Origin of the sequence: Psychrobacillus sp. FSL K6-4046 (genome assembly GCF_038624605.1) — a bacterium.
Classification (GTDB): Bacteria; Bacillota; Bacilli; order Bacillales_A; family Planococcaceae; genus Psychrobacillus.
In genome coordinates this window covers 2976564-2996070 of sequence record NZ_CP152020.1, presented here as the reverse complement: position 1 = coordinate 2996070, position 19507 = coordinate 2976564, and the positions used below count along the sequence as shown (strand labels likewise).

The following is a 19507-nucleotide window of genomic DNA, read 5'->3' as shown; positions in this document are numbered from 1 at the left end:
TGTTTTATCGCTTAAAATCGTATCGGAAATAAAATTATAGCGCTTTGTTATCGGTTCATTACAGGTGCCAGGCACCTGTAATGATTCTGTAATGTGTATAATTTGGTCGGTATATTGTGTTAAAATAGCCATAAAGAGGGGGATTCCGTATGAAAGAGCAGATATTAATTATAGAGGATGAGGAAAATATTGCTCGTGTTCTACAATTAGAGCTGGAATTCGAGGGGTATTCTGTCGAGATTGCTTATACAGGTACAGATGGCCTTATTAAATATAGAGAAAAGCCCTGGGATCTGGTGCTGCTAGATTTGATGCTGCCAGGGTTAAATGGGTTAGATGTATTAAGGAGAATTAGAGCAACAGAGGCTAAAACTCCAGTTATTTTATTGACTGCAAAGAGCGGGCTGGAGGATAAGGTGAAGGGTTTGGATTTAGGGGCAAACGATTATGTGACGAAGCCGTTTGAAATTGAAGAGCTTCTTGCTCGTGTACGTTCAGCCATTCGTTTCAATAAATCCTCTGCTTCTGCACCAGATCAAGTAGACAATATTCATGTTCATGTTTTCCATTCTATTACTTTAAATGAGCAAACGAGAGAGATTACTAATGATGGGGAACAAGTCAATTTGACGCCACGAGAGTATGATTTACTACTTTACTTAATAAAGCATCCTAACCAAGTGTTATCAAGGGAACAACTTTTAGACGCTGTGTGGGGCTTTGATTATTATGGGGATACAAATATTGTGGACGTTTACATAAGATATGTACGAAAAAAATTAGAGGAGAAAAATTGTTCTTCTTTCATTCAAACCGTAAGAGGCGTTGGATATGTTTTGAAGGAGCTAAAAAATGAAGCTTAAAGCAAAAATTCATCTTTTCTCTACATTTTTAACGCTAGTAATTTTAGGGTTAATGAATATAGGTATCTATTTTATATTTGAGTCAATGGCTTTCGATACCGAGTATAATCAGTTGAATAATGAAGTGGATGAGCTGGTTGGCGCTCTCAGTAAAATGGGAGCGGATGACGATCCAGCTACTATTTTACGTGCTTTTATCCCTCCTAATGGAGGAATTAGAGTGATCAACGCCAAGGGTGAATCTATCGTCTTTGTAGAGTCAATCGAAGAGATGAAAGATTATAAACCGGAGTTAGAGAATGGAGAGCGATATACCTCAGGTTATTTTCGAGGTGTCCCCGTCCTAACTATAACAAAGCCAGTCATATGGCAAAATGGCGAAGTTGTTGAAATCCATACGCTTAAACAGCTTGTTGAGGTAGATAAAAATTTAAAATTCCTTCGTTGGACCTTAATAGGGGTAACTATAATAGGGATGCTCCTTATGACAATTTCAAGTGTCACTTTAGGTAATATCATTACTAAACCTATAAATAAATTAATTAAAACCATGTCCCAAAGCAGGATGTCAGGAAAATATCAAAAAATAGAGTTAAGTAAAAATCGTAAAGATGAAATGACTCAGATGGGAATAGCGTTTAATGAAATGATGGAGCAGCTAGAGGAAAACTACAATAAGCAGGAACAGTTTGTTTCTGATGCTTCACATGAATTAAAAACGCCACTCACTGTCATCGAAAGCTATGCAAAGCTATTGTCTCGTCATGGCTTCAAAGATAAAGCAATAGCAGAGGAATCAGTAAATGCAATCATTCATGAGACGGCAAGAATGAAAGAGATGATTTCTCAAATGTTGTTACTGGCCAAAGGGAATGGACAGCACACTCAAAAGTCGGAAACAATTGAATTGTATGAGCTGGTGGAAAATACCTTGCAATCTATGCGCACTGCTTATAATCGTAAATTTATATTAAAAGGTGATGGCCCTGTCTACGTGAATACAGATATGGAGCAGCTAACACAGCTTCTTTTTATTATTCTAGATAATGCGAGGAAATACAGCGAAAAAGAAATTAAGACGACGATTACCGAGGAAGAAAATCATACAGTAGTCGCAATTTTAGACTATGGGAACGGTATTCCTAAAAAAGATATTGATCATATCTTTGACCGATTTTATCGTGTCGACGAGGATCGAAATAGGAAAACAGGTGGAACTGGTCTTGGATTGTCCATTGCAAAAGAGATTGCCAACCGTTTATCTCTCGAAATGGAAATAGATAGCACAATTGGGTTTGGTACTACTATTTATATTTTTATTCCAAAAACTCCAATTCTCATCAATTTTTAATGTTTATCTTTTAAAATAGAATTGGGGGAGGGAAGCATGAATGAAATTTACTAAAATCAAAAAATATACATTGATTTTTGTGTCAGTGATCGTCATTGTAGGCACTGGGTTTTTGTTTAATGTTACCCAAACGAACAGGCAATTTATGTCAGAGAATGATGTTCGTTCCCAGCTAGAGCAATTGTATGATGCAGAAGTAACTGATATAACGTTAAAAGAAAATGTATACAAGGCTGTTATTACAAAAGGTGGCTCTGTTTATTTAGTAGAGGTTAACTCTACAAATGGAGATATTTACACAATGGAGCAGACGAATGAATATATGTTAACAGGTATTTCTCAGCCTGTTGAGCAATCGGAATTCGCCACATATAGTGATACTTTTGAAGTTAGGGAATATCCATTAACTAGTAATATACGTAAGAAAGAAACAAACAATAACATTGTAGTAGAAATGAGTCCCATTACGCAAATACAGGTAAAAGAGGACACAATGAGCATGGTTAATAAAGTAGAAACCGCTCAAGCGACTGAAATGAAGTTGATTAAGTCTAGTATTTCAGCCACTTCTTCAATCCAAGAAAAGTTAAGTGATTCTAAAGTAGACAAGCCAATTACAGAAGTAATTAAAAATGCAATAAAGGATGTCTTGAAAACTGAGCCTGTGAAAACAGAGGAAGTTAAAAAGGAACCAGTCAAAGTGGAGGTTGCCAAGTCCGATGAGGGCAAGGCTGATGCTAAGGCAGAGGCTGCAACTGATTCTATAGAAGGTATTAAAACAGACTCTTCTAAAACAGAACCAACCAAAACAGATATAAGCAAGACGGAAACTACTAAAAATGAAACCTCCAAAGTGGAGTCTGTAAAGGTAGAATCTACTAAGGTAGAGACTAGCAAGACAGAAGAACCGAAAAAAGAGGAAGCTAAAAAGGAAGAGCCAGACGCTAGCTCTACTAGTACCAATAAAACACAAACTGAAACCAAAAAACCTGAAGAAGCAAAGCAGGAAAGTACTGCTACCGTGTTAATTACTCCGGAGCAAGCAACTAAAATAGCCCAACAACAATACAAGGGAACCGTAGATAGTAATTCCTTTATAAAAACAAATGAAGGTGGCTACTATTTAATAGTGATGCAAACCGCAGATGGTAACTCGAAGGATAGTAAGGATAAAAAAACAAAAGCGACGATCCAGGTACATGCAATCTCTGGAAAAATATTATCAGTAACATGGGAATAAAAATTCTCATCAATTTCTAATAAAACTCTCTGTGTATTCTCATTTAGTTCAGATATGATGAATATATAGAAAAATTATCTTTAATGTTGTTGAACGAGTTTTGAAGGAGCTCTTTCTCCAACTTAGTATAATCGGGGATATCTAACACACGAGCGATAAAACGATGTGGAAGTACGAAGGCAAAAAATTTACGGCGTATTAAATATACCTTGAGCGATAACAAGGAAAAAACACCTCATTCTACCATCCCCGTAGAATGAGGTGTTTTTATTTACATTTTAACTTTTTTGGAAAATAGTATATCCTTTATTTAATCGATGAAACAGAGCTATATTTCATAGTTTACAATACTCTAATAGAGGTGATTACACATATGTATGACGTGGTAGCATTAGGTGAGATATTAATCGACTTTACACCCTATGGGCAATCCGACAATAAAAATACATTATTTGAAAGAAATCCGGGTGGAGCCCCAGCGAACGTATTGGTTATGCTTAGTAAACTAGGGATGAAAACATCCTTTATCGGTAAAATAGGGGCAGATGACTTTGGGACGTTTCTTAAGGAAACTTTAATATCTAATCATGTAGATACGACTGGTGTAGTGACAACTGGACAAGTCAACACGACCTTGGCCTTTATTCATCTCCATCCGGATGGAGACCGTTCTTTTAGTTTTTACCGTAAACCAGGTGCTGATATTACTTTAGAGGAAAAAGAAGTGAACTATGAATTAATTGACAATGCAAAGTTATTTCATTTTGGCTCCGTTTCCATGACTAGTGAACCTTCGAGACAAGCTACTATTAGTGCACTGAAATATGCTAAAGAAAAGGGCTTGCTTATTTCTTTCGACCCAAATTTGCGTGAAAGTCTATGGGACGATCTAAGTGAAGCGAAGAAAGTCATCTCTGATAGCATGCACTTTGCAGACATACTAAAGGTATCTGAAGAAGAGCTTCACTTTTTAACTACCACAATGGACTATGAAAATGGAACTGAACTATTAAGTAGAAACTATGGAATTCCATTGATTTTGGTGACTTTGGGCGAGAAAGGATGCTTTTTTAGATATAAGGATAAAACAGAAATGATTCCACCATATGTAGTAGAAGCAATTGATACAACCGGATCAGGAGATGCTTTCTGTGGGGCTTTACTATTCAAAATTTTAGCAGAGTCTAATATGGAGAATTTGAATATAGACAAGCTAAAATCTAGTGTGCTCTTTGCTAATGCGGCAGGAGCATTAGCTGCTACAAAAAGAGGCGGAATACCTGCTCTTCCTACATTAAAGGGTATTTGTCAATTGCAGGAGGACAGCCGTAACGAAGTCTAATAGTGGCTATGAATAAAAAACCGTGAAATCAAGTTACTGATTTCACGGTTTATTATTTAGGCTATGTTGAAGGGTAGGGTTGATTTATGATGCAAAGATCAGAGAGTAGAATTGATTTTCGCCCCAGCCAGACGCTTTCCTCGGGGTGAGCGATAAGCCATCACCCATCGCTTACGCGCGTGGTTGTGATGTCTGATCTGTCTCACTCATCCCGTAGGAGTCGCCGTCTGGTGCTCTAATCAATAAATGAAACTGCTTTAGCATCGATAAAGCATTAAAAACATTTACTCGCATAAACAAAGCTAAAAAATGACACCAACCCAATTTCGTCATCTATTTATGTTCTTAATAGCCATTCGAAAGTTCCTTTGTTTATGTTTATAGTCACTACAACAAAGCTTTTATTCATTGAATAGTATGCCTTATGCAGTATTATTTCTTTCTTTTTGTCAATCTTCCTAGGGCAAATGCACCTGCTGCAAGACCGATCATAGTGTTCGTTTTTTTGTTAAACACTTGTTTTACGACAAGATTCATGTTTGCAGGGCGTTCAGCAAGACGTCTCATGAAGTAACCGTACCAGTCTTTTCCGAATGGTACATATGTGCAGAAGTTAAAGCCTTCTTTTGCTAGCTGTAACTGCATATCAGTACGGAAACCATATAGCATTTGGAATTCAAATTTATCATGTGAAATATTATTATCAATTATAAATTGCTTGATATGATTGATGACATTATGATCATGTGTTGCGATAGAAGTAAATTTACCATTTAATAAGTGCCATTCAATTAGCTCTATATAATTTTGGTCAATTTCCTCTTTTGTTTGATAAGCTACGTCTGCAGGTTCTTTGTAAGCTCCTTTTACAATACGTAGACGGAAGTTTTTATACTTTTGAATATCTTCAGCTGCTCTAAAGAAGTATGCTTGGATAACTGTTCCAACTTGGTCGTATTCCTTAGATAGCTCGTCCAATATGTCAAAGGAAGGCTGTAAATGTTTGTTAGATTCCATATCAATATTAATGAATGTATTATATTTTTTTGCGACTGCAATAATATCTTTTAAATTTTGTAAAGCAAAATCATAATCTATATCCAATCCTAATTGGGATGGTTTTAATGAGATATGAGCATCAACCTGATGTTCCTCTATTGCTTCAATCACTGCGATAATTTGAGCTTTGGCTTCTAAAGCCTCTTCTTTTTCAAAGACAAATTCCCCTAAATTATCTACCGTACAAGAGATACCTTGAGCATTAAGCTTTTTAATACTTTCCATCGTTTCTTCGATATTAGTCCCAGCTACAACATGTTGGGCACCCATTTTTAAACCATACTTTTTAGCGGCCCCATTTAATACTTGGTTTTCTGATAATGTCATAAAAATATCTTTTAACATGATGATACTCCTATCTCTATTGTGATAATTAATTATAGCATATAACATCTTTTTTCGTGCAAGTAGGACAAATAACCTCATACACAGAATGCAAATAATCACTATTTTTACCTTTTTTTAAATAATTAGAAAATGTCTTGCGTAAATAGTCGAATTGAGATAACTTTTAGTAGTATATGAATCTATTAGTAGGGGCATTTATACATATCATATTAGGAGGTAAGACATGAGAAACAAAAAAATTAAACAGACTGCAGTAGCCGCAATCGTAGCTACATCATTATTCTCAGCTTCAAGCATTTCCTTCGCAAGTACATCTTTTCAACAGGTAGTAGATAATGCCAGAAAAGACATCAAACAAGCATCCTATTCTTATAACACACCTGCTCAAGCTGGAAAACTGGCAACGAGCAAAGAGTTGTATCCTATTTTAAACAAAGCTAAAGCCAATTATCAAAAAGCAAGAAATGAAATTAATAAATCGAATGTAAAAAATAAATCTGCCCTTTTAAAAAGCTTAGATGAATTATATGCTGAACGAGTGACAAAAGGACTTATTCCTTATATCGATGCTTATAACTATGCAGACAAATATTTAACACCAATTATGAAAGAAATTGAAGCTGCTGAAGCGGGTAACGACTGGGAAAAAATTGAGAAAGGCTATCATAAGCTTTCTGCCCAATTAAAAACAAGAACTGCAATACTTTATCGTTTTACTGGAAGAGATGCTCGTCATCTATTGCTAACTCAATACAAGGATCCAGCTAATGAAGTAAGAAACGAATTGATGGTTCCGGTGACCGTTTATATGAAGGTTAAGCAAGCGCAGGCATTACTGACTGCAGATAAAACAGAGGAAGCAAATAAAGTAATTGAAACAATCCAGCCACTTCTTGACAGACTACCAAGTGACAAGGATCTTCCTGCAGTTAAACAGCTTTTAGAGATGGTTCATGCATTAGCTGATCATGTAGATGCAGACTTCACTCTATCTGTTATGCATGTCAATGATACACATGGCCACGTAGAAAAAGGGCCAAAACGTGTCACGGCAGTGAAAGAATATAGAACGTTGCATCCAGATGCCCTACTTGTAGATGCAGGAGATGTATTGACTGGTACACTGTACTTTAACGAATTCAAGGGACAAGCAGACGTAGAAATGATGAATCTCATGAACTATGATGTGATGACGTTTGGTAACCACGAATTTGATTTAGGGTCTTCTCCTGAGGGACATAAAGCTTTAAAAGAGTTTATCGAGAAATCCAATTTCCCATTTGTTAGCTCCAACGTAGACTTCTCTCAAGATGATTTATTCAATGGGCTATTTAATGTAAAAGTATCATCGGACCCTAAAAATGGACAAATCTACAGCGGTATCGTAAAGGAAATTAACGGTCAAAAAGTTGGTATCTTTGGTTTAACGACTGCTGAAACAGAAGGAATTTCAAGTCCAGAAAAAGTGAAATTTACAGACTACATTAAAGCAGCTCAAACGATGGTAGATGAGTTTGAAAAACAAGGAATTAACAAAGTAATGGCAGTTACTCATATTGGTTACGATGACAACCCCGCAGTAGATAATGATTTGATGCTAGCAGCCGCTGTCACAGGAATCGATGTAATTGTTGGTGGACACAGTCATACACAGCTGGACAAGCCTGTGATTGTTAATAAAGACAGTAAGGGTGTTGAGAAAGATCCTACCGTGATTGTGCAAGCATATCAATATAGCGAATTCCTAGGCACTTTAGAGGTAGACTTCGATAAAGATGGTAAAGTAATAGCTCATGAAGGTGCTTTAATACCGATAAAAGATCAAAAAGATGATGAGGAAGCCCTTAAGCTTATCGAAAAGTACTCCACGAAAGTTAAAGAAGTTGAATCAAAAGAAATTGGAGTAACTACAGATAAAGATTTAGAAAATCCTCGCCTAAGTGGTGATGATTCACAGTCAAGCGTACGTAAAAATGAAACGATCCTCGGCAATATAATTACAGATGGAATGTTAGCAAAAGCTAAAAAGTATGATGCCAAAGTAATCATGGCACTTCAAAATGGTGGAGGAATTCGTTCAGATATTAAAGCAGGACCAATCACGGTTGGTGACGTAATTACGGTACTTCCTTTCGGTAATACATTAGCGACAATGGAAATCAGTGGTGCTGACCTGAAGGCTGCATTTGAGATTAGCTTTAAATCATATCCAAAGGAAAATGGAGGATTCTTACACGTTGCTGGAGGTAAGGTAGAATTTGACTCATCGAAGCCAGCGGGTGAAAGAGTTGTTTCTATTAAATACTTTGGTGCTGATGGTAAATTAGTAGACGTGAAGGATACAGAGACTTATGTAATTGCTACCAATGCGTTTACAGCTAAGGGTGGAGACAGCTACGATGTTTTCGAGAAAATTTATAAAGCTGGTAAAGTAACTGACTTAGGTCTTTCTGATTGGGAGAATTTAAGAGAACAGTTTGAATCCCTTGATAAAATACCTACAGAAATAGAAGGTAGAATTGTAGATGTAAAAAAATAGTCTTAACTTTTTTCAGGAGGCTGGGACGTAACTAGTCTATAAATTAAAAAACATGAAACGGAAACTCGATTTCATGTTTTTACTTCATTTTAAAGGTCCGCACAATTTCTTGTAAGAAACCTTTCAATTTTAGTTGTTTGAAGTGGAGGTGGCGACTCCTGGGGGAACAGCACGAGCTGAAAGCCCTGCAGGAGCGAAGCGACGAGGAGATTGAAGCCGTGCCCCCGGAAAGCGTCCACTGTAACGGAAAACAACTACAGGTATATTTGAATAGAAGCCTCGAAAAATTTACAAGGTCGTAAAATTTTCGAGGCTTTTTATTTTTGAGTAGAGTTTTGTCCCACCCTCTTTTTAGATGAGAATAAGTAGGAGGGAACAAGTATACGTAATATTCTTTAAAAAGGATTGACACATGACAATAGGGCTGTAAGTGTAGTTTGCACTTACAGCCCTTTTTTAAATGAAGATATTTTCTAGGCTTTAAATTCCCACAGATTCTCCGTGAATTTTTTAATTGATTCTAAATTCGGCTCATAGCCTATCCCATAGCCTGTCGGCACTGTAATATATCCATCCTTGGCAACGACTTCAGGAGTAATAATATCCTCCTCCCAATATCGGGATGAACTTGATGTGTCTCCCGGAAACGTAAAGTTAGGTAACGAGGCAAGTGCAATATTATGTGCACGGCCAATACCAGCCTCCAGCATTCCACCACACCAAACTGGTATATTTTTTTCTAAGCAATAGTCATGAATTTTTTTTGCTACTGTAAGTCCCCCGACGCGACTTATTTTTATATTAATAACTTTAGCGCTACCTAATTCTATGGCTTTTTTTACATCTTCAAGTGACAGGATACTTTCATCTAAGCAAATAGGTGTTTTAATTTCTCGTTGAAGTTTTGAGTGGTCAACTATATCATCGTAACCTAAAGGCTGCTCAATCATTAAAAGATTATATTGATCAAGCTGCCTAAATATTTCTATGTCATCTAAGGTATAGGCTGAATTAGCATCTGCCATTAAAGGTAATTCGGGAAACGTTTCTCTTAGAGCAGAGATTAAAGAAATATCGCTACCGGGTTTGATTTTCACTTTAATACGTTTATACCCTTCCTGTACGTAATTCTTTACGACACTTATAAGTTCATCAGAACTCTTTTGTAAGCCAATGCTGACTCCCACTTCGATATTTTTGAAGGTCCCACCAAGTGCTTGAGATAAAGGAAGACTATTTCTTTTTGCGTAAAGATCCCAAACAGCACCTTCTATCGCAGCCTTAGCCATATTGTTTTTACGAATAGGGGAAAATATAGCAGACACTTCATCTGGGTGATTTATATTCCTATTTAATAGTAACGGGATTAAGAAATCCTTTATAATATGTAAATTAGTTTGAAAGGTTTCCTCGTTATACCAAGGGGCATGAAAGGCGGTAGACTCACCCCAGCCGGTATTTCCACTTTCGTCCATAACTTCGACTAATAAAAAAGGCTTCTCCTGTACACTGCCAAAGCTTGTTACAAACGAATTTTTCATCGTCATATTTAGATGATGTAATTTTACTTTTTTAATAATCATTTTTATAGAGCTCCTTAATTGGGAGGTTATTTCATCTTTTTTATAAACTGATAATAATTCACCGGTTCCTTAGTTTTACGAACAGCAATTATGGAATAATTTTCAATGAATAGAGTTTGTATGATTTTTCTAATCTGAAGGTCCCATTTTAATGCTAAATCAGGCTCTGTGACCCGCATTTCTTGAATCAGTTGAGGAATTGGCACTTCATAAGCTTCCTCAGTCGGTACAAATATGCGTGGCTCGATTAAGACAGGATAATTATTTTCTGTAAAGTCAATGTGAAAAGGCTGTGTAAACTTTGTATTCTCCGGCATCGATTATCCTCCGCTTTCTTACTCTTAATCTACCACTTTTTATACTTAATTTCATTGATATCCTACTAAAATTAAGAATTTTCATCGGCACCTTCAAAAAGAAAATGACTTGGGATACTTTGATACATCAGCTGTCTATTTTTAAAGGCATCCTTTTGTTCCACTATTAACCCTGAAACAATGGCATTCATAAAAGAAAACAAAGGTGCAACGGCATCAAAGGTTGACTTGTTTTGTGTAGATACAGGGAATAACACGTCGCTATATTCATGTATAGGGGCAAGCATAGAATCACTTATGCCAATAATATAAGCCTTTTGTTTTCTAACTAATTCTGCAATTTGAAGCGTTTCTTTCAAATAACGGTGAAACGATATAATAATTACTACCGAATTTGAATTCATGCTAGCAATGGTCCTAATCACATCTTCTGTGTCCGGTCTTATAAAGTGAACATTTTCTTTTACTAAACCAATTGAAAAGGAAAGCCAATTGGCGGCAGGGTAGGAGGTACGAAGGCCTAATACATATATTGATTTTGCCTTTGAAAGTCTTTGTACGGCTGCGTAATAAGATGCGGCATCGATTTGATCCATAGTAGCTTGAATAGATTGAATATCTTTTTCCATGACTTGTCTATGAAAGCTTTCTTCCTTAGATAATTCAATTTCTGTGTATTGGTAAGGACTTGTTGAGGATTCGTTGATAAAATAATGTTCACGCATAAGCTTTTGAAGTTCTACATAGCCGGAAAAGCCAAGTGTATAGGAAAATCGAATAACAGTGGATTCACTAATTCCTATTCTTCCTCCTAATTCGGCAGCTGAACAAAGCGCTATATCCCGAGGATGATCTAATACATAAGTAGCCATTTTTTTTTGGCTTTTAGACATAGTAACAAAATTTTCACGAATAAGATTTTGTAATTGCACGGGGTTCTCCTTTTGAAGTTAAGGCGTTATTTTTTATGTCGTTTGAAGGTTAAGCTTCAATTTCTGATAATGCTTAATTTATCATAATATTCCATTCATTACAATTACTTTTTTTAGATAGGGGTTTTAAATAGTATATATCAATGTATATATATAAAATCCTTTTTTTATAAAGGACACAAACAATAAGGTACAGAATGTTCTTATTTATAGGTGAAAGTTAATTGATTTATGTTTTAGGTCAACGGTTTTAGCTAATCCAATCAAGTTCATAAAAATTTCATAACTGCATTTTCGCGCAACCCAATAAAAAACCCCACGTATGGTGGGGGATAGTTATTTATTCTCTTTTTTCTCCTGAACTATTTTTTCTTCTTCGTCAAAAAATGGACAGCCTTCTCCAATCATATTAAGGGAGGCAATTTCATCTAGATCTTGCCTTCTTTTCATTTCATTAGAATCAACAGGATTTGAATTTGAGCTCAACCAATATCCCCTCTCAACTTTTACTTCAATATATTCTAGCGGAAAAGAAAAAAGTCCAAAAAAAAAATTTCGTTCTGTAAATTGAGGCTAAAATTCTATTATTTATGCGTATATCATCGCATTATGTCATAATCACGATATATATTTAATTCTGAAAATTGCAGAAAAAAGTAGATAGAGTAAAATAATAAAAAAGAAGGAGGTCTATTAATGTCGGTTCAACATTTTGTAGATGGAATGAATAAAAGTATAATTCATGTGGAAAAGTCAGTAGAACAAATGGTGCATCAAACTAGCATGACAAAAATCGACCAGCAACAAATAATGCGAGCTTTAATTGAATTGAGTGAAAAAGTAAAGCTGATTGAGATGTATATTCACATACCAAAAAAAGAAGACCACTCTTGATGTCTTCTCCATGGAATTTATTTAAGTTATTTCTTTAATGACTTTTTCTATATCTTTAAGTGGTGCATGGCAACTATTATTTTGACAAATTTCTACCGACAAGGCTTCTAAAGGCGCTGTGGTTGACCAAATATCAAACGGTCTATATGTTGTCTGAAGCACCTTTAAGATATCGCTTATTGGGTTACCAATTAACTTAATTTCTCTTCCTTTGCTATTTAACGATTGGAATGCCATTAGCGAAGACAATAGAGAGGTAGGATAAAGTGTAATTTCCTCAGCAAAAGTGGAAATAGTATTTTCAGCTAGTTGAAGCATATCTGGATTGTCGGTAATTTTAGCTAACCTCCAAAACTGCCAAGCGATTGTCCCGTTCCCAGCAGGAATAATTTGATCCATAATTATTTTTTCTCGAACAATTAGTTTTTCTCCACGTGTACTCGTAAAATAAAATCCACCATTTACTTCATCTTTAAAGTTGTCCATGATCTCTGAGGCTATCTGTTTTGCCTTCTCTAAATACTCTTCCTCATCCGTTGCTTCATAAAGCTCAACAAATGCCCACAACAAATTTGCATAATCATCCAAATAAGCAACGTTCTTCGCTTCACCATCTCTATAAGTTGCGTATAAAACATTTTCCTTAATAAGATGATTTTCAATAAATTGCACAGCTCTTTTTGCAGAGCTTATAAAGTGAGGATTCGTAAAAGCGGCTCCAGCTTTGGCAAGAGCGGCAATCATTAAAGCATTCCATGAGGTAATTATTTTGTCGTCAATATGTGGGTAAGCCCTATTCTGACGATGCTCTAATAGAATAGCTTTAGAAGCATCTAATCGTTCTTCCAATTCATCCTCCGATATATTAAATTCCTCTAGAATAGAAGCAATATCAGTATAGATTAAATTAGGTATATTTCTTCCATCAAAATTACCTTCTTCTGTAATATCATAGGATCTTGCAAAAAGTGTACCCTCATCCTCACCCAAGACTTGTATTACTTCCTGAAAAGACCAAACATAATAAGTTCCTTCTTCACCTTCACTGTCCGCATCAATTGCTGAATAGAATGGACCTTCGGGATGAGTCATTTCTCGTTCAACAAATTTAACAGTGTTGTATACAACTTCTTCATACTGAGGGATTCTAGTAATTTGATAAGCCTCCGTATATGCCATTAAAAGTAATGCCTGGTCATAGAGCATTTTCTCAAAATGTGGAGTAAGCCACATTTCATCCGTTGAGTATCTAGCAAATCCACCACCAAGATGATCTGAAATTCCACCACGAGCAATACCGTCTAATGTAATTTCAACCATATGAAGGGCATCATCCTCATTAGTTTCATGATAATACCTCATTAAAAAGAGCAACTGTAGAGGGGAGGGAAACTTAGGTTCTTTACCGAAGCCTCCGTGCTGAGAATCGAACATACCAGCTAACTGATGAAAGGCAGTTTCTATTATATTTGGCTCTATAGCTGTATGGTTGTTAGTTGTAGTAGTTACTTGAAAGGCTTCTATTAATTTTTCACTTACTTCTTCTAGTTGATCAAATTCATTTTCATATGCTTTATGTAAGCGAGGCAATAAATCTAACAGTCCAGGTTTCCCATATTTTTGTTCCTTTGGAAAATAGGTTCCCGCGTAAAAAGGTTTTTGGTCAGGCGTTAGAAAAACATGGAGTGGCCAGCCGCTTTCTCCAGTTAGCATTTGACAAATAGTCATATATATCGAGTCAATATCCGGTCTTTCTTCACGATCTACTTTAATCGATATGAAATGCTTATTTAATATGTTAGCGACCTCTTGATCCTCGAACGATTCTCTTTCCATTACGTGACACCAGTGGCATGTACTATAGCCAATGCTTACAAACAGAGGTTTGTTTTCCTTGTGTGCTTTTTCAAAAGCTTCCTCTCCCCATGGAAACCAATCAACAGGATTATTGGCATGCTGAAGTAAATAGGGAGATTTTTCTTTGGATAATCTATTGTGACATTGTGACGACATGAACATCCCACTTTCTGTCTTTAAATGTTATTAAACACTTTACCCTTACTGCTAATTAGTTACTCTTTATTTCTTGAAAATATCTCTAGTATAGCTGAATTTTAGTGGCATCACTTTCATGATTTTTCTATGTAAATAAAGCGAAACTTTAATAGAAAATAAAATGACTAAAGTTCTTTTAATAACACACAGGAGCTAAGTTTTATTGATGAAGAAAAAAAGAATCCTGTTTACGCTTAGGTAAACAGGATTCTTTACAATTGCTAAATACTTACGCCGAGTGACACAAGTAAATAGTTGAGGGAAACGATTGCTACAGATATGTGCAATAAAACCGTTAACCAGTTTTTTTGTGTCCCTTGAAAGTCTTGTACTAGCATAGCTACTGACCATATAAAAATAAATAGGTAAGCAAACTGTAATAGTATAGCTGGCAACATAATAAAAACCTCCTCTCTCTTAACATATGAAATAGATTAGTAATGGATTCCGCTCGTGCCTGTCTACAAAATAATTTCTTAATTCACACGAGTAGGCACTATTTGATTTACGGGTTAGTTATAAACCTTTTTATTTACTATATATCGCTCCTTCACGTTATTTTCATGCCCTTTCATACAAATGCTCCTATGTCTTCGTTCCTAATATTCATGTTTTTCTCTAAAAGTCTTTGACAAGAGTGGAGAAATCATGTAAATTATCAAATGGGCGAACAATTACCTTAGTTTTTAATATAAATATTCGTGTTTGGGAGTGTTGAGGCGTGGAAAACGTATTTGATTATGAGGATATTCAATTAATTCCTGCGAAATGTGTGGTTAACAGTCGTTCGGAATGTGATACGACAGTTTCGTTAGGTGGGTATAAATTTAAATTACCGGTAGTCCCTGCAAACATGCAAACAATTATAGACGAAAAAATAGCTTTGTATTTAGCTGAAAAAGGATACTTTTATATCATGCACCGATTTCAGCCAGAAAAGCGTATAGATTTTATTAAGGATATGCAATCTAAAGGCTTGATTGCTTCGATAAGTGTCGGTGTCAAAGAGGAAGAATATCATTTCATAGAGGAATTAGCGAACAAGTCATTAGTGCCTGAATTTATTACAATAGATATTGCACATGGTCATTCTAATGCCGTGATTAATATGATTAAGCATATTAAAAGATATTTGCCAAAAAGCTTTGTGATTGCAGGAAATGTAGGAACTCCAGAGGCTGTACGGGAGTTAGAAAATGCTGGAGCAGACGCTACTAAAGTTGGGATTGGACCAGGTAAGGTTTGTATTACAAAGATTAAAACAGGCTTTGGAACTGGTGGATGGCAGTTAGCTGCATTACGCTGGTGTGCAAAAGCTGCTAGTAAACCAATCATAGCGGATGGCGGTATTCGTACACATGGCGATATAGCTAAATCTGTTCGATTTGGTGCATCCATGGTAATGGTCGGTTCACTTTTTGCTGGTCATGAGGAATCTCCTGGAGTTACGATTGAAAAAGATGGAAAACGTTTTAAAGAATACTTCGGATCTGCTTCTGAATTTCAAAAAGGCGAGAAGAAAAACGTCGAAGGTAAAAAAATGTTCGTCGAGCATAAAGGACATCTTGAGGATACTTTAAGAGAAATGGAGCAGGATTTACAATCTTCCATTTCGTATGCAGGCGGAAACAAATTGGACGCTATTCGTAATGTAGATTATGTCGTTGTGAAAAACTCCATTTTTAATGGAGATAAGGTATATTAATTTTAAAAAAAGGACTGCACAGTGAATTAAACTGAGCAGTCCTTTTAAATTTTCTCGAAAGCATATATTACTACTTTCTACTAATTATTCGTGTTATTACATAAAAATACGAAGAACTAAATAAATATTTTCCCAGGGTTTAAAATTCCATTTGGATCAAATAATAATTTAATAGACTTCATTAGTTCCACTGCCTCACCATGCTCCTTAAGCTGGTATTTCATTTTACCGACTCCAACTCCGTGCTCCCCTGTACAACTGCCACCTAAGTCTATTGCTTTTAAAGCAATCTGATCATTTGTATACTTGGCTTTTGCTACTTCTGTTGGATCGTTAGGGTCGTACATGACCATCGTGTGGAAATTACCATCACCAACATGTCCGAAGACGCCACCTAGGAGACCACTTTCTTCTATTAGCGTGCGACCAAATACGACCATTTCTGCTAGCTTAGAGATAGGCACACATGCGTCAGCTCCAGTGTTATCTTTTCCTTTAATATGCTTATAGGCATAAGAGAGCTCATGACGAGCCTTCCAAATGTCAGCTCGGTCTTTTGGGGAATTGGCGCGCTCCCAATTGCTGCATCCTAAATCCTTCATTAACTCTTCAACTACTGTTGCTTCTTCTTCCACGATATTCGGAGTACCTGCAAATTCAAAGAATAGAGAGTGCTCTTCTGGGAATCCATAATCCCCATATACATTTACTTGTTTTATACTTTCAGCATCTACTAATTCCATTCTAAGTACCGGAATCCCACACGATAAAACTGCTTGAGCAGCTTCAGCACATTTTCCAGGTGACTCAAACGTACAACGAGCAGCTATCACTTTTTCTGGAATGCCATGAAGCTTTAAAGTAACCTTTGTAATTACTCCTAACGTTCCTTCTGATCCAGCCATAATTCCATTCAAGTTATAGCCCGAGGAAGATTTTTTTGCCTTGGATCCTGTATGGATAACGGTACCGTTTGCTAAAACAACTTCTAAATCTAAAATTTGATCTCTCATTGAGCCGTATCGTACAGCGGTCGTTCCACTTGCATTATTTGCAACCATTCCTCCAATGGAGGCATCAGCACCAGGATCAATTGGAAAGTATAGACCGTGCTTATTAACAAAATGGTTTAGCTGTAGACGAGTGATACCTGGCTCCACAGTAACCATCATATCCTCAGGATTAAATTCTATTATTTTTTTCATATTATCAAAACTAATAGAAATCCCCTTGTGAATTGGAATAGCTTGACCTTCAAGGCCAGAACCAGCGCCATATGGAGTAACAGGTACTTTATGTTCATTAGCTATTTTAAGAACGGTCACAATGTCCTCTACACTATCCGGGAACAATACAAAATCTGGCTCCACAAAAGGGTGGGAGGATTCATCTCGACTATGTCTATATAATTCTGATTCACTTTTACTTATTTTCTCTTTTCCTAGTACTTCTTCAAATTGGTCAAATAGATGTGCTTCCATAAATGACAATCCTCCTGTATATCTAAAAATTCAAAATATTTATTTACAATAATATTAACATAATATATTATTCATGTATACAGTATACAGGAAGGAGAAATTATTTTGAAAAAGCTTTCTCCAAAAGAATCTTTAGCTGATCAAGCGTTTAATGCTTTAAAGGACGCTATCATTAGTGGAAAACTAGCACAGCAGGAAGAATTACCGGAAGAAAAGCTAGCGTTAGATTTAGGGATTAGTCGAACTCCCCTGCGTGAAGCTTTAAAAAGATTAGCAGCTGAGGGTCTAGTTGAAGTAAATAAGGCTAAACCGGCAATTGTAGCAACTTTTACAAAAGAAGACGGGCTACACTATATGGAAATACGTAGATTATTAGAAATATATAATATTGACCAAAATGCAAATTATATTTCCGAGGAAGTATTGTGTGCACTAGAAGAAAATCTTGTGGAGCAATTAACTTCCATTAAAGAAGAAAGATACAACACGTTTAACGACTTAGATCAACAGTTTCATTTGCTGATTGGAAGTATAGGACCCAACAGAAAGCTGGGTGAACTGATAAATGATGCTAACGCTGGAAGTAATCGTGCTTTTCTGATTCTTTCCAATACATTAGAGGTCAGCGTAGAGGAGGCTTATTATGAGCATGAAGAGATAGTACGTGCCCTGCGGGTACAAGATAACGATTTGGCTAAACAACTTATGGCAATTCACCTAGATAATGTAGAAAGAAGATTTTTATTATATTTCAATGAGGAGGAAAAGAAATGAAAAAATTATTAGCTATACTACTGATCACTTTACTTACGTTAAGCGCATGTGGAAGGCCATCAACAAGTACGTCAACATCTAGCTCAGGGGAGGAACAAGAGCAATATACACTTCGAATTGCATACTTAGTATCTGAAGAGCAATCTACTCATCTAGCAGCTAAGTCTTTTAAAGAAAAGTTAGAGGAAGAATCGGATGGACGTTTAAAAGTTGAACTATATCCAAATGGACAATTATATGCATCCGATCGTGAAGGAATTGAAGCTGTACAGTTAGGTAATATTGAAATGACTATTCCAGCAGTAGCACCATTAGCTTCTTTCAATAAAAAGTTTATGGTTTTTGACTTACCATTTTTGTTTAATGACCATGATGCAGCATATCGTGCGCTCGATGGAGAATTAGGAGATAAGCTGCTTGCTGAATTAGAGAGCAATGATATGAAGGGACTTGTTTTTGCGGAGAATGGATTCCGTCATATGTCTAATAACGAGGGACCAATAGAGGGAATAGAAGATTTAAAGGGCTTAAAATATCGAACATTAGAAAACCCAGTACATACAGACACATTTAAAGCTTTTGGTGCCAATGCCTCACCTTTTGCTTTTGGGGAATTATACACGGCACTGCAACAAAATACATATGAAGCAATGGAATCACCCATTTCTTTATATTATACAAACAAGTTTTACGAGGTTCAGGAATATCTAACTTTAACTAGCCACGTCTATGCTGCAACTATTTTGTTGATGAACAATGACTTCTTTAATAGTTTACCAGACGATTTGCAGGAGTTAGTGCAAACTGCATCTGAAGAGTATCGAACAGAGCAACGTGAAATTGCTCAAAAGCAAGATGTAGAATTTCTTGAGAAATTAAAAGAAGAGGGCATGCAAGTAAATGAGCTGACTGATGAGCAACGGGACGAGTTCAAGGCCGCAACTCAATCCGTATATGACAAATACGTGGCTGAAATAGGAGAAGATTTAGTTAATATGGCAGAAGAAGCAAACAATCAATAATA

17 protein-coding genes are annotated in these 19507 nt (G+C 36.1%); 9 read left to right on the top strand and 8 right to left on the bottom strand.

Translation table 11 applies throughout. The features are described 5' to 3' along the window. The first annotated feature begins 149 nt into the window (after positions 1–149). The 4 genes from MKY09_RS14715 (at position 150) to MKY09_RS14700 (ending at position 4796) form a co-directional block, all read left to right on the top strand. Positions 150–863 carry a response regulator transcription factor gene (locus tag MKY09_RS14715; RefSeq protein ID WP_169358761.1) on the top strand — a complete coding sequence of 238 codons (714 nt, stop codon included), beginning with the start codon at positions 150–152 and terminating at the stop codon, positions 861–863. Beyond that, complete coding sequence (locus tag MKY09_RS14710) at positions 853–2214, top strand: HAMP domain-containing sensor histidine kinase (protein ID WP_342567001.1); 1362 nt, start codon at positions 853–855, stop codon at positions 2212–2214. Before MKY09_RS14715 ends, MKY09_RS14710 begins: the two co-directional genes overlap by 11 nt. 40 nt (positions 2215–2254) lie before the next feature. Next, complete coding sequence (locus MKY09_RS14705; RefSeq protein WP_340884882.1) at positions 2255–3454, top strand: PepSY domain-containing protein; 1200 nt, start codon at positions 2255–2257, stop codon at positions 3452–3454. A 373-nt stretch (positions 3455–3827) separates the two neighbouring features. Beyond that, positions 3828–4796 carry a carbohydrate kinase gene (locus MKY09_RS14700; protein WP_342567000.1) on the top strand — a complete coding sequence of 323 codons (969 nt, stop codon included), beginning with the start codon at positions 3828–3830 and terminating at the stop codon, positions 4794–4796. Between the two features lie 432 nt (positions 4797–5228). Here MKY09_RS14700 and MKY09_RS14695 read toward each other — a convergent pair whose 3' ends face one another. Further along, positions 5229–6203, bottom strand: coding sequence for a proline dehydrogenase family protein (locus MKY09_RS14695; RefSeq protein ID WP_251552820.1), 975 nt, complete (start codon positions 6201–6203; stop codon positions 5229–5231). A 223-nt stretch (positions 6204–6426) separates the two neighbouring features. Here MKY09_RS14695 and MKY09_RS14690 point away from each other — a divergent pair, with 223 nt between their 5' ends. Beyond that, complete coding sequence (locus tag MKY09_RS14690) at positions 6427–8742, top strand: 5'-nucleotidase C-terminal domain-containing protein (protein WP_342566999.1); 2316 nt, start codon at positions 6427–6429, stop codon at positions 8740–8742. A gap of 473 nt (positions 8743–9215) precedes the next feature. On the opposite strand, the gene menC is transcribed toward MKY09_RS14690, so the two are convergent. From menC to MKY09_RS14670, 4 genes are all read right to left on the bottom strand, one after another. Next, positions 9216–10325: an o-succinylbenzoate synthase gene (menC, locus tag MKY09_RS14685; RefSeq protein ID WP_298467014.1), complete on the bottom strand. Its 1110-nt coding sequence runs from the start codon at positions 10323–10325 to the stop codon at positions 9216–9218. 26 nt (positions 10326–10351) lie between these two features. Then, entirely contained in the window at positions 10352–10642 is a 291-nt protein-coding gene (locus MKY09_RS14680; protein ID WP_298467017.1) for a hypothetical protein, read from the bottom strand. A 71-nt stretch (positions 10643–10713) separates the two neighbouring features. Further along, a complete protein-coding gene (locus tag MKY09_RS14675) occupies positions 10714–11574 on the bottom strand; it encodes a MurR/RpiR family transcriptional regulator (RefSeq protein WP_298467020.1) in 861 nt (286 codons plus the stop codon). A gap of 336 nt (positions 11575–11910) precedes the next feature. Further along, positions 11911–12060 carry a hypothetical protein gene (locus MKY09_RS14670; RefSeq protein ID WP_169358770.1) on the bottom strand — a complete coding sequence of 50 codons (150 nt, stop codon included), beginning with the start codon at positions 12058–12060 and terminating at the stop codon, positions 11911–11913. Positions 12061–12270: 210 nt separating this feature from the next. Here MKY09_RS14670 and MKY09_RS14665 point away from each other — a divergent pair, with 210 nt between their 5' ends. Beyond that, positions 12271–12468: a hypothetical protein gene (locus tag MKY09_RS14665; RefSeq protein ID WP_169358771.1), complete on the top strand. Its 198-nt coding sequence runs from the start codon at positions 12271–12273 to the stop codon at positions 12466–12468. A gap of 21 nt (positions 12469–12489) precedes the next feature. Here the strand turns inward: MKY09_RS14665 and MKY09_RS14660 are convergent, their stop codons facing one another. Both MKY09_RS14660 and MKY09_RS14655 read right to left on the bottom strand, forming a co-directional pair. Then, positions 12490–14481, bottom strand: coding sequence for a thioredoxin domain-containing protein (locus MKY09_RS14660; protein WP_298467024.1), 1992 nt, complete (start codon positions 14479–14481; stop codon positions 12490–12492). Between the two features lie 263 nt (positions 14482–14744). Then, on the bottom strand, positions 14745–14921 hold the full coding sequence (locus MKY09_RS14655; protein ID WP_169358773.1) for a hypothetical protein: 177 nt from the start codon (positions 14919–14921) through the stop codon (positions 14745–14747). Positions 14922–15244: 323 nt separating this feature from the next. On the opposite strand from MKY09_RS14655, the gene guaC reads away from it, so the two are divergent. After that, complete coding sequence (gene guaC, locus MKY09_RS14650) at positions 15245–16228, top strand: GMP reductase (RefSeq protein WP_342566998.1); 984 nt, start codon at positions 15245–15247, stop codon at positions 16226–16228. A 116-nt stretch (positions 16229–16344) separates the two neighbouring features. Here guaC and MKY09_RS14645 read toward each other — a convergent pair whose 3' ends face one another. Next, positions 16345–17709, bottom strand: coding sequence for an FAD-linked oxidase C-terminal domain-containing protein (locus tag MKY09_RS14645; RefSeq protein ID WP_342566997.1), 1365 nt, complete (start codon positions 17707–17709; stop codon positions 16345–16347). 105 nt (positions 17710–17814) lie between these two features. Here MKY09_RS14645 and MKY09_RS14640 point away from each other — a divergent pair, with 105 nt between their 5' ends. Further along, a complete protein-coding gene (locus tag MKY09_RS14640) occupies positions 17815–18483 on the top strand; it encodes a GntR family transcriptional regulator (protein ID WP_342566996.1) in 669 nt (222 codons plus the stop codon). Continuing rightward, positions 18480–19505, top strand: a complete 1026-nt coding sequence (locus MKY09_RS14635; protein ID WP_251552731.1) for a DctP family TRAP transporter solute-binding subunit — start codon at positions 18480–18482, stop codon at positions 19503–19505. The genes MKY09_RS14640 and MKY09_RS14635 overlap by 4 nt, the downstream gene beginning before the upstream one ends. Positions 19506–19507: the final 2 nt, after the last annotated feature.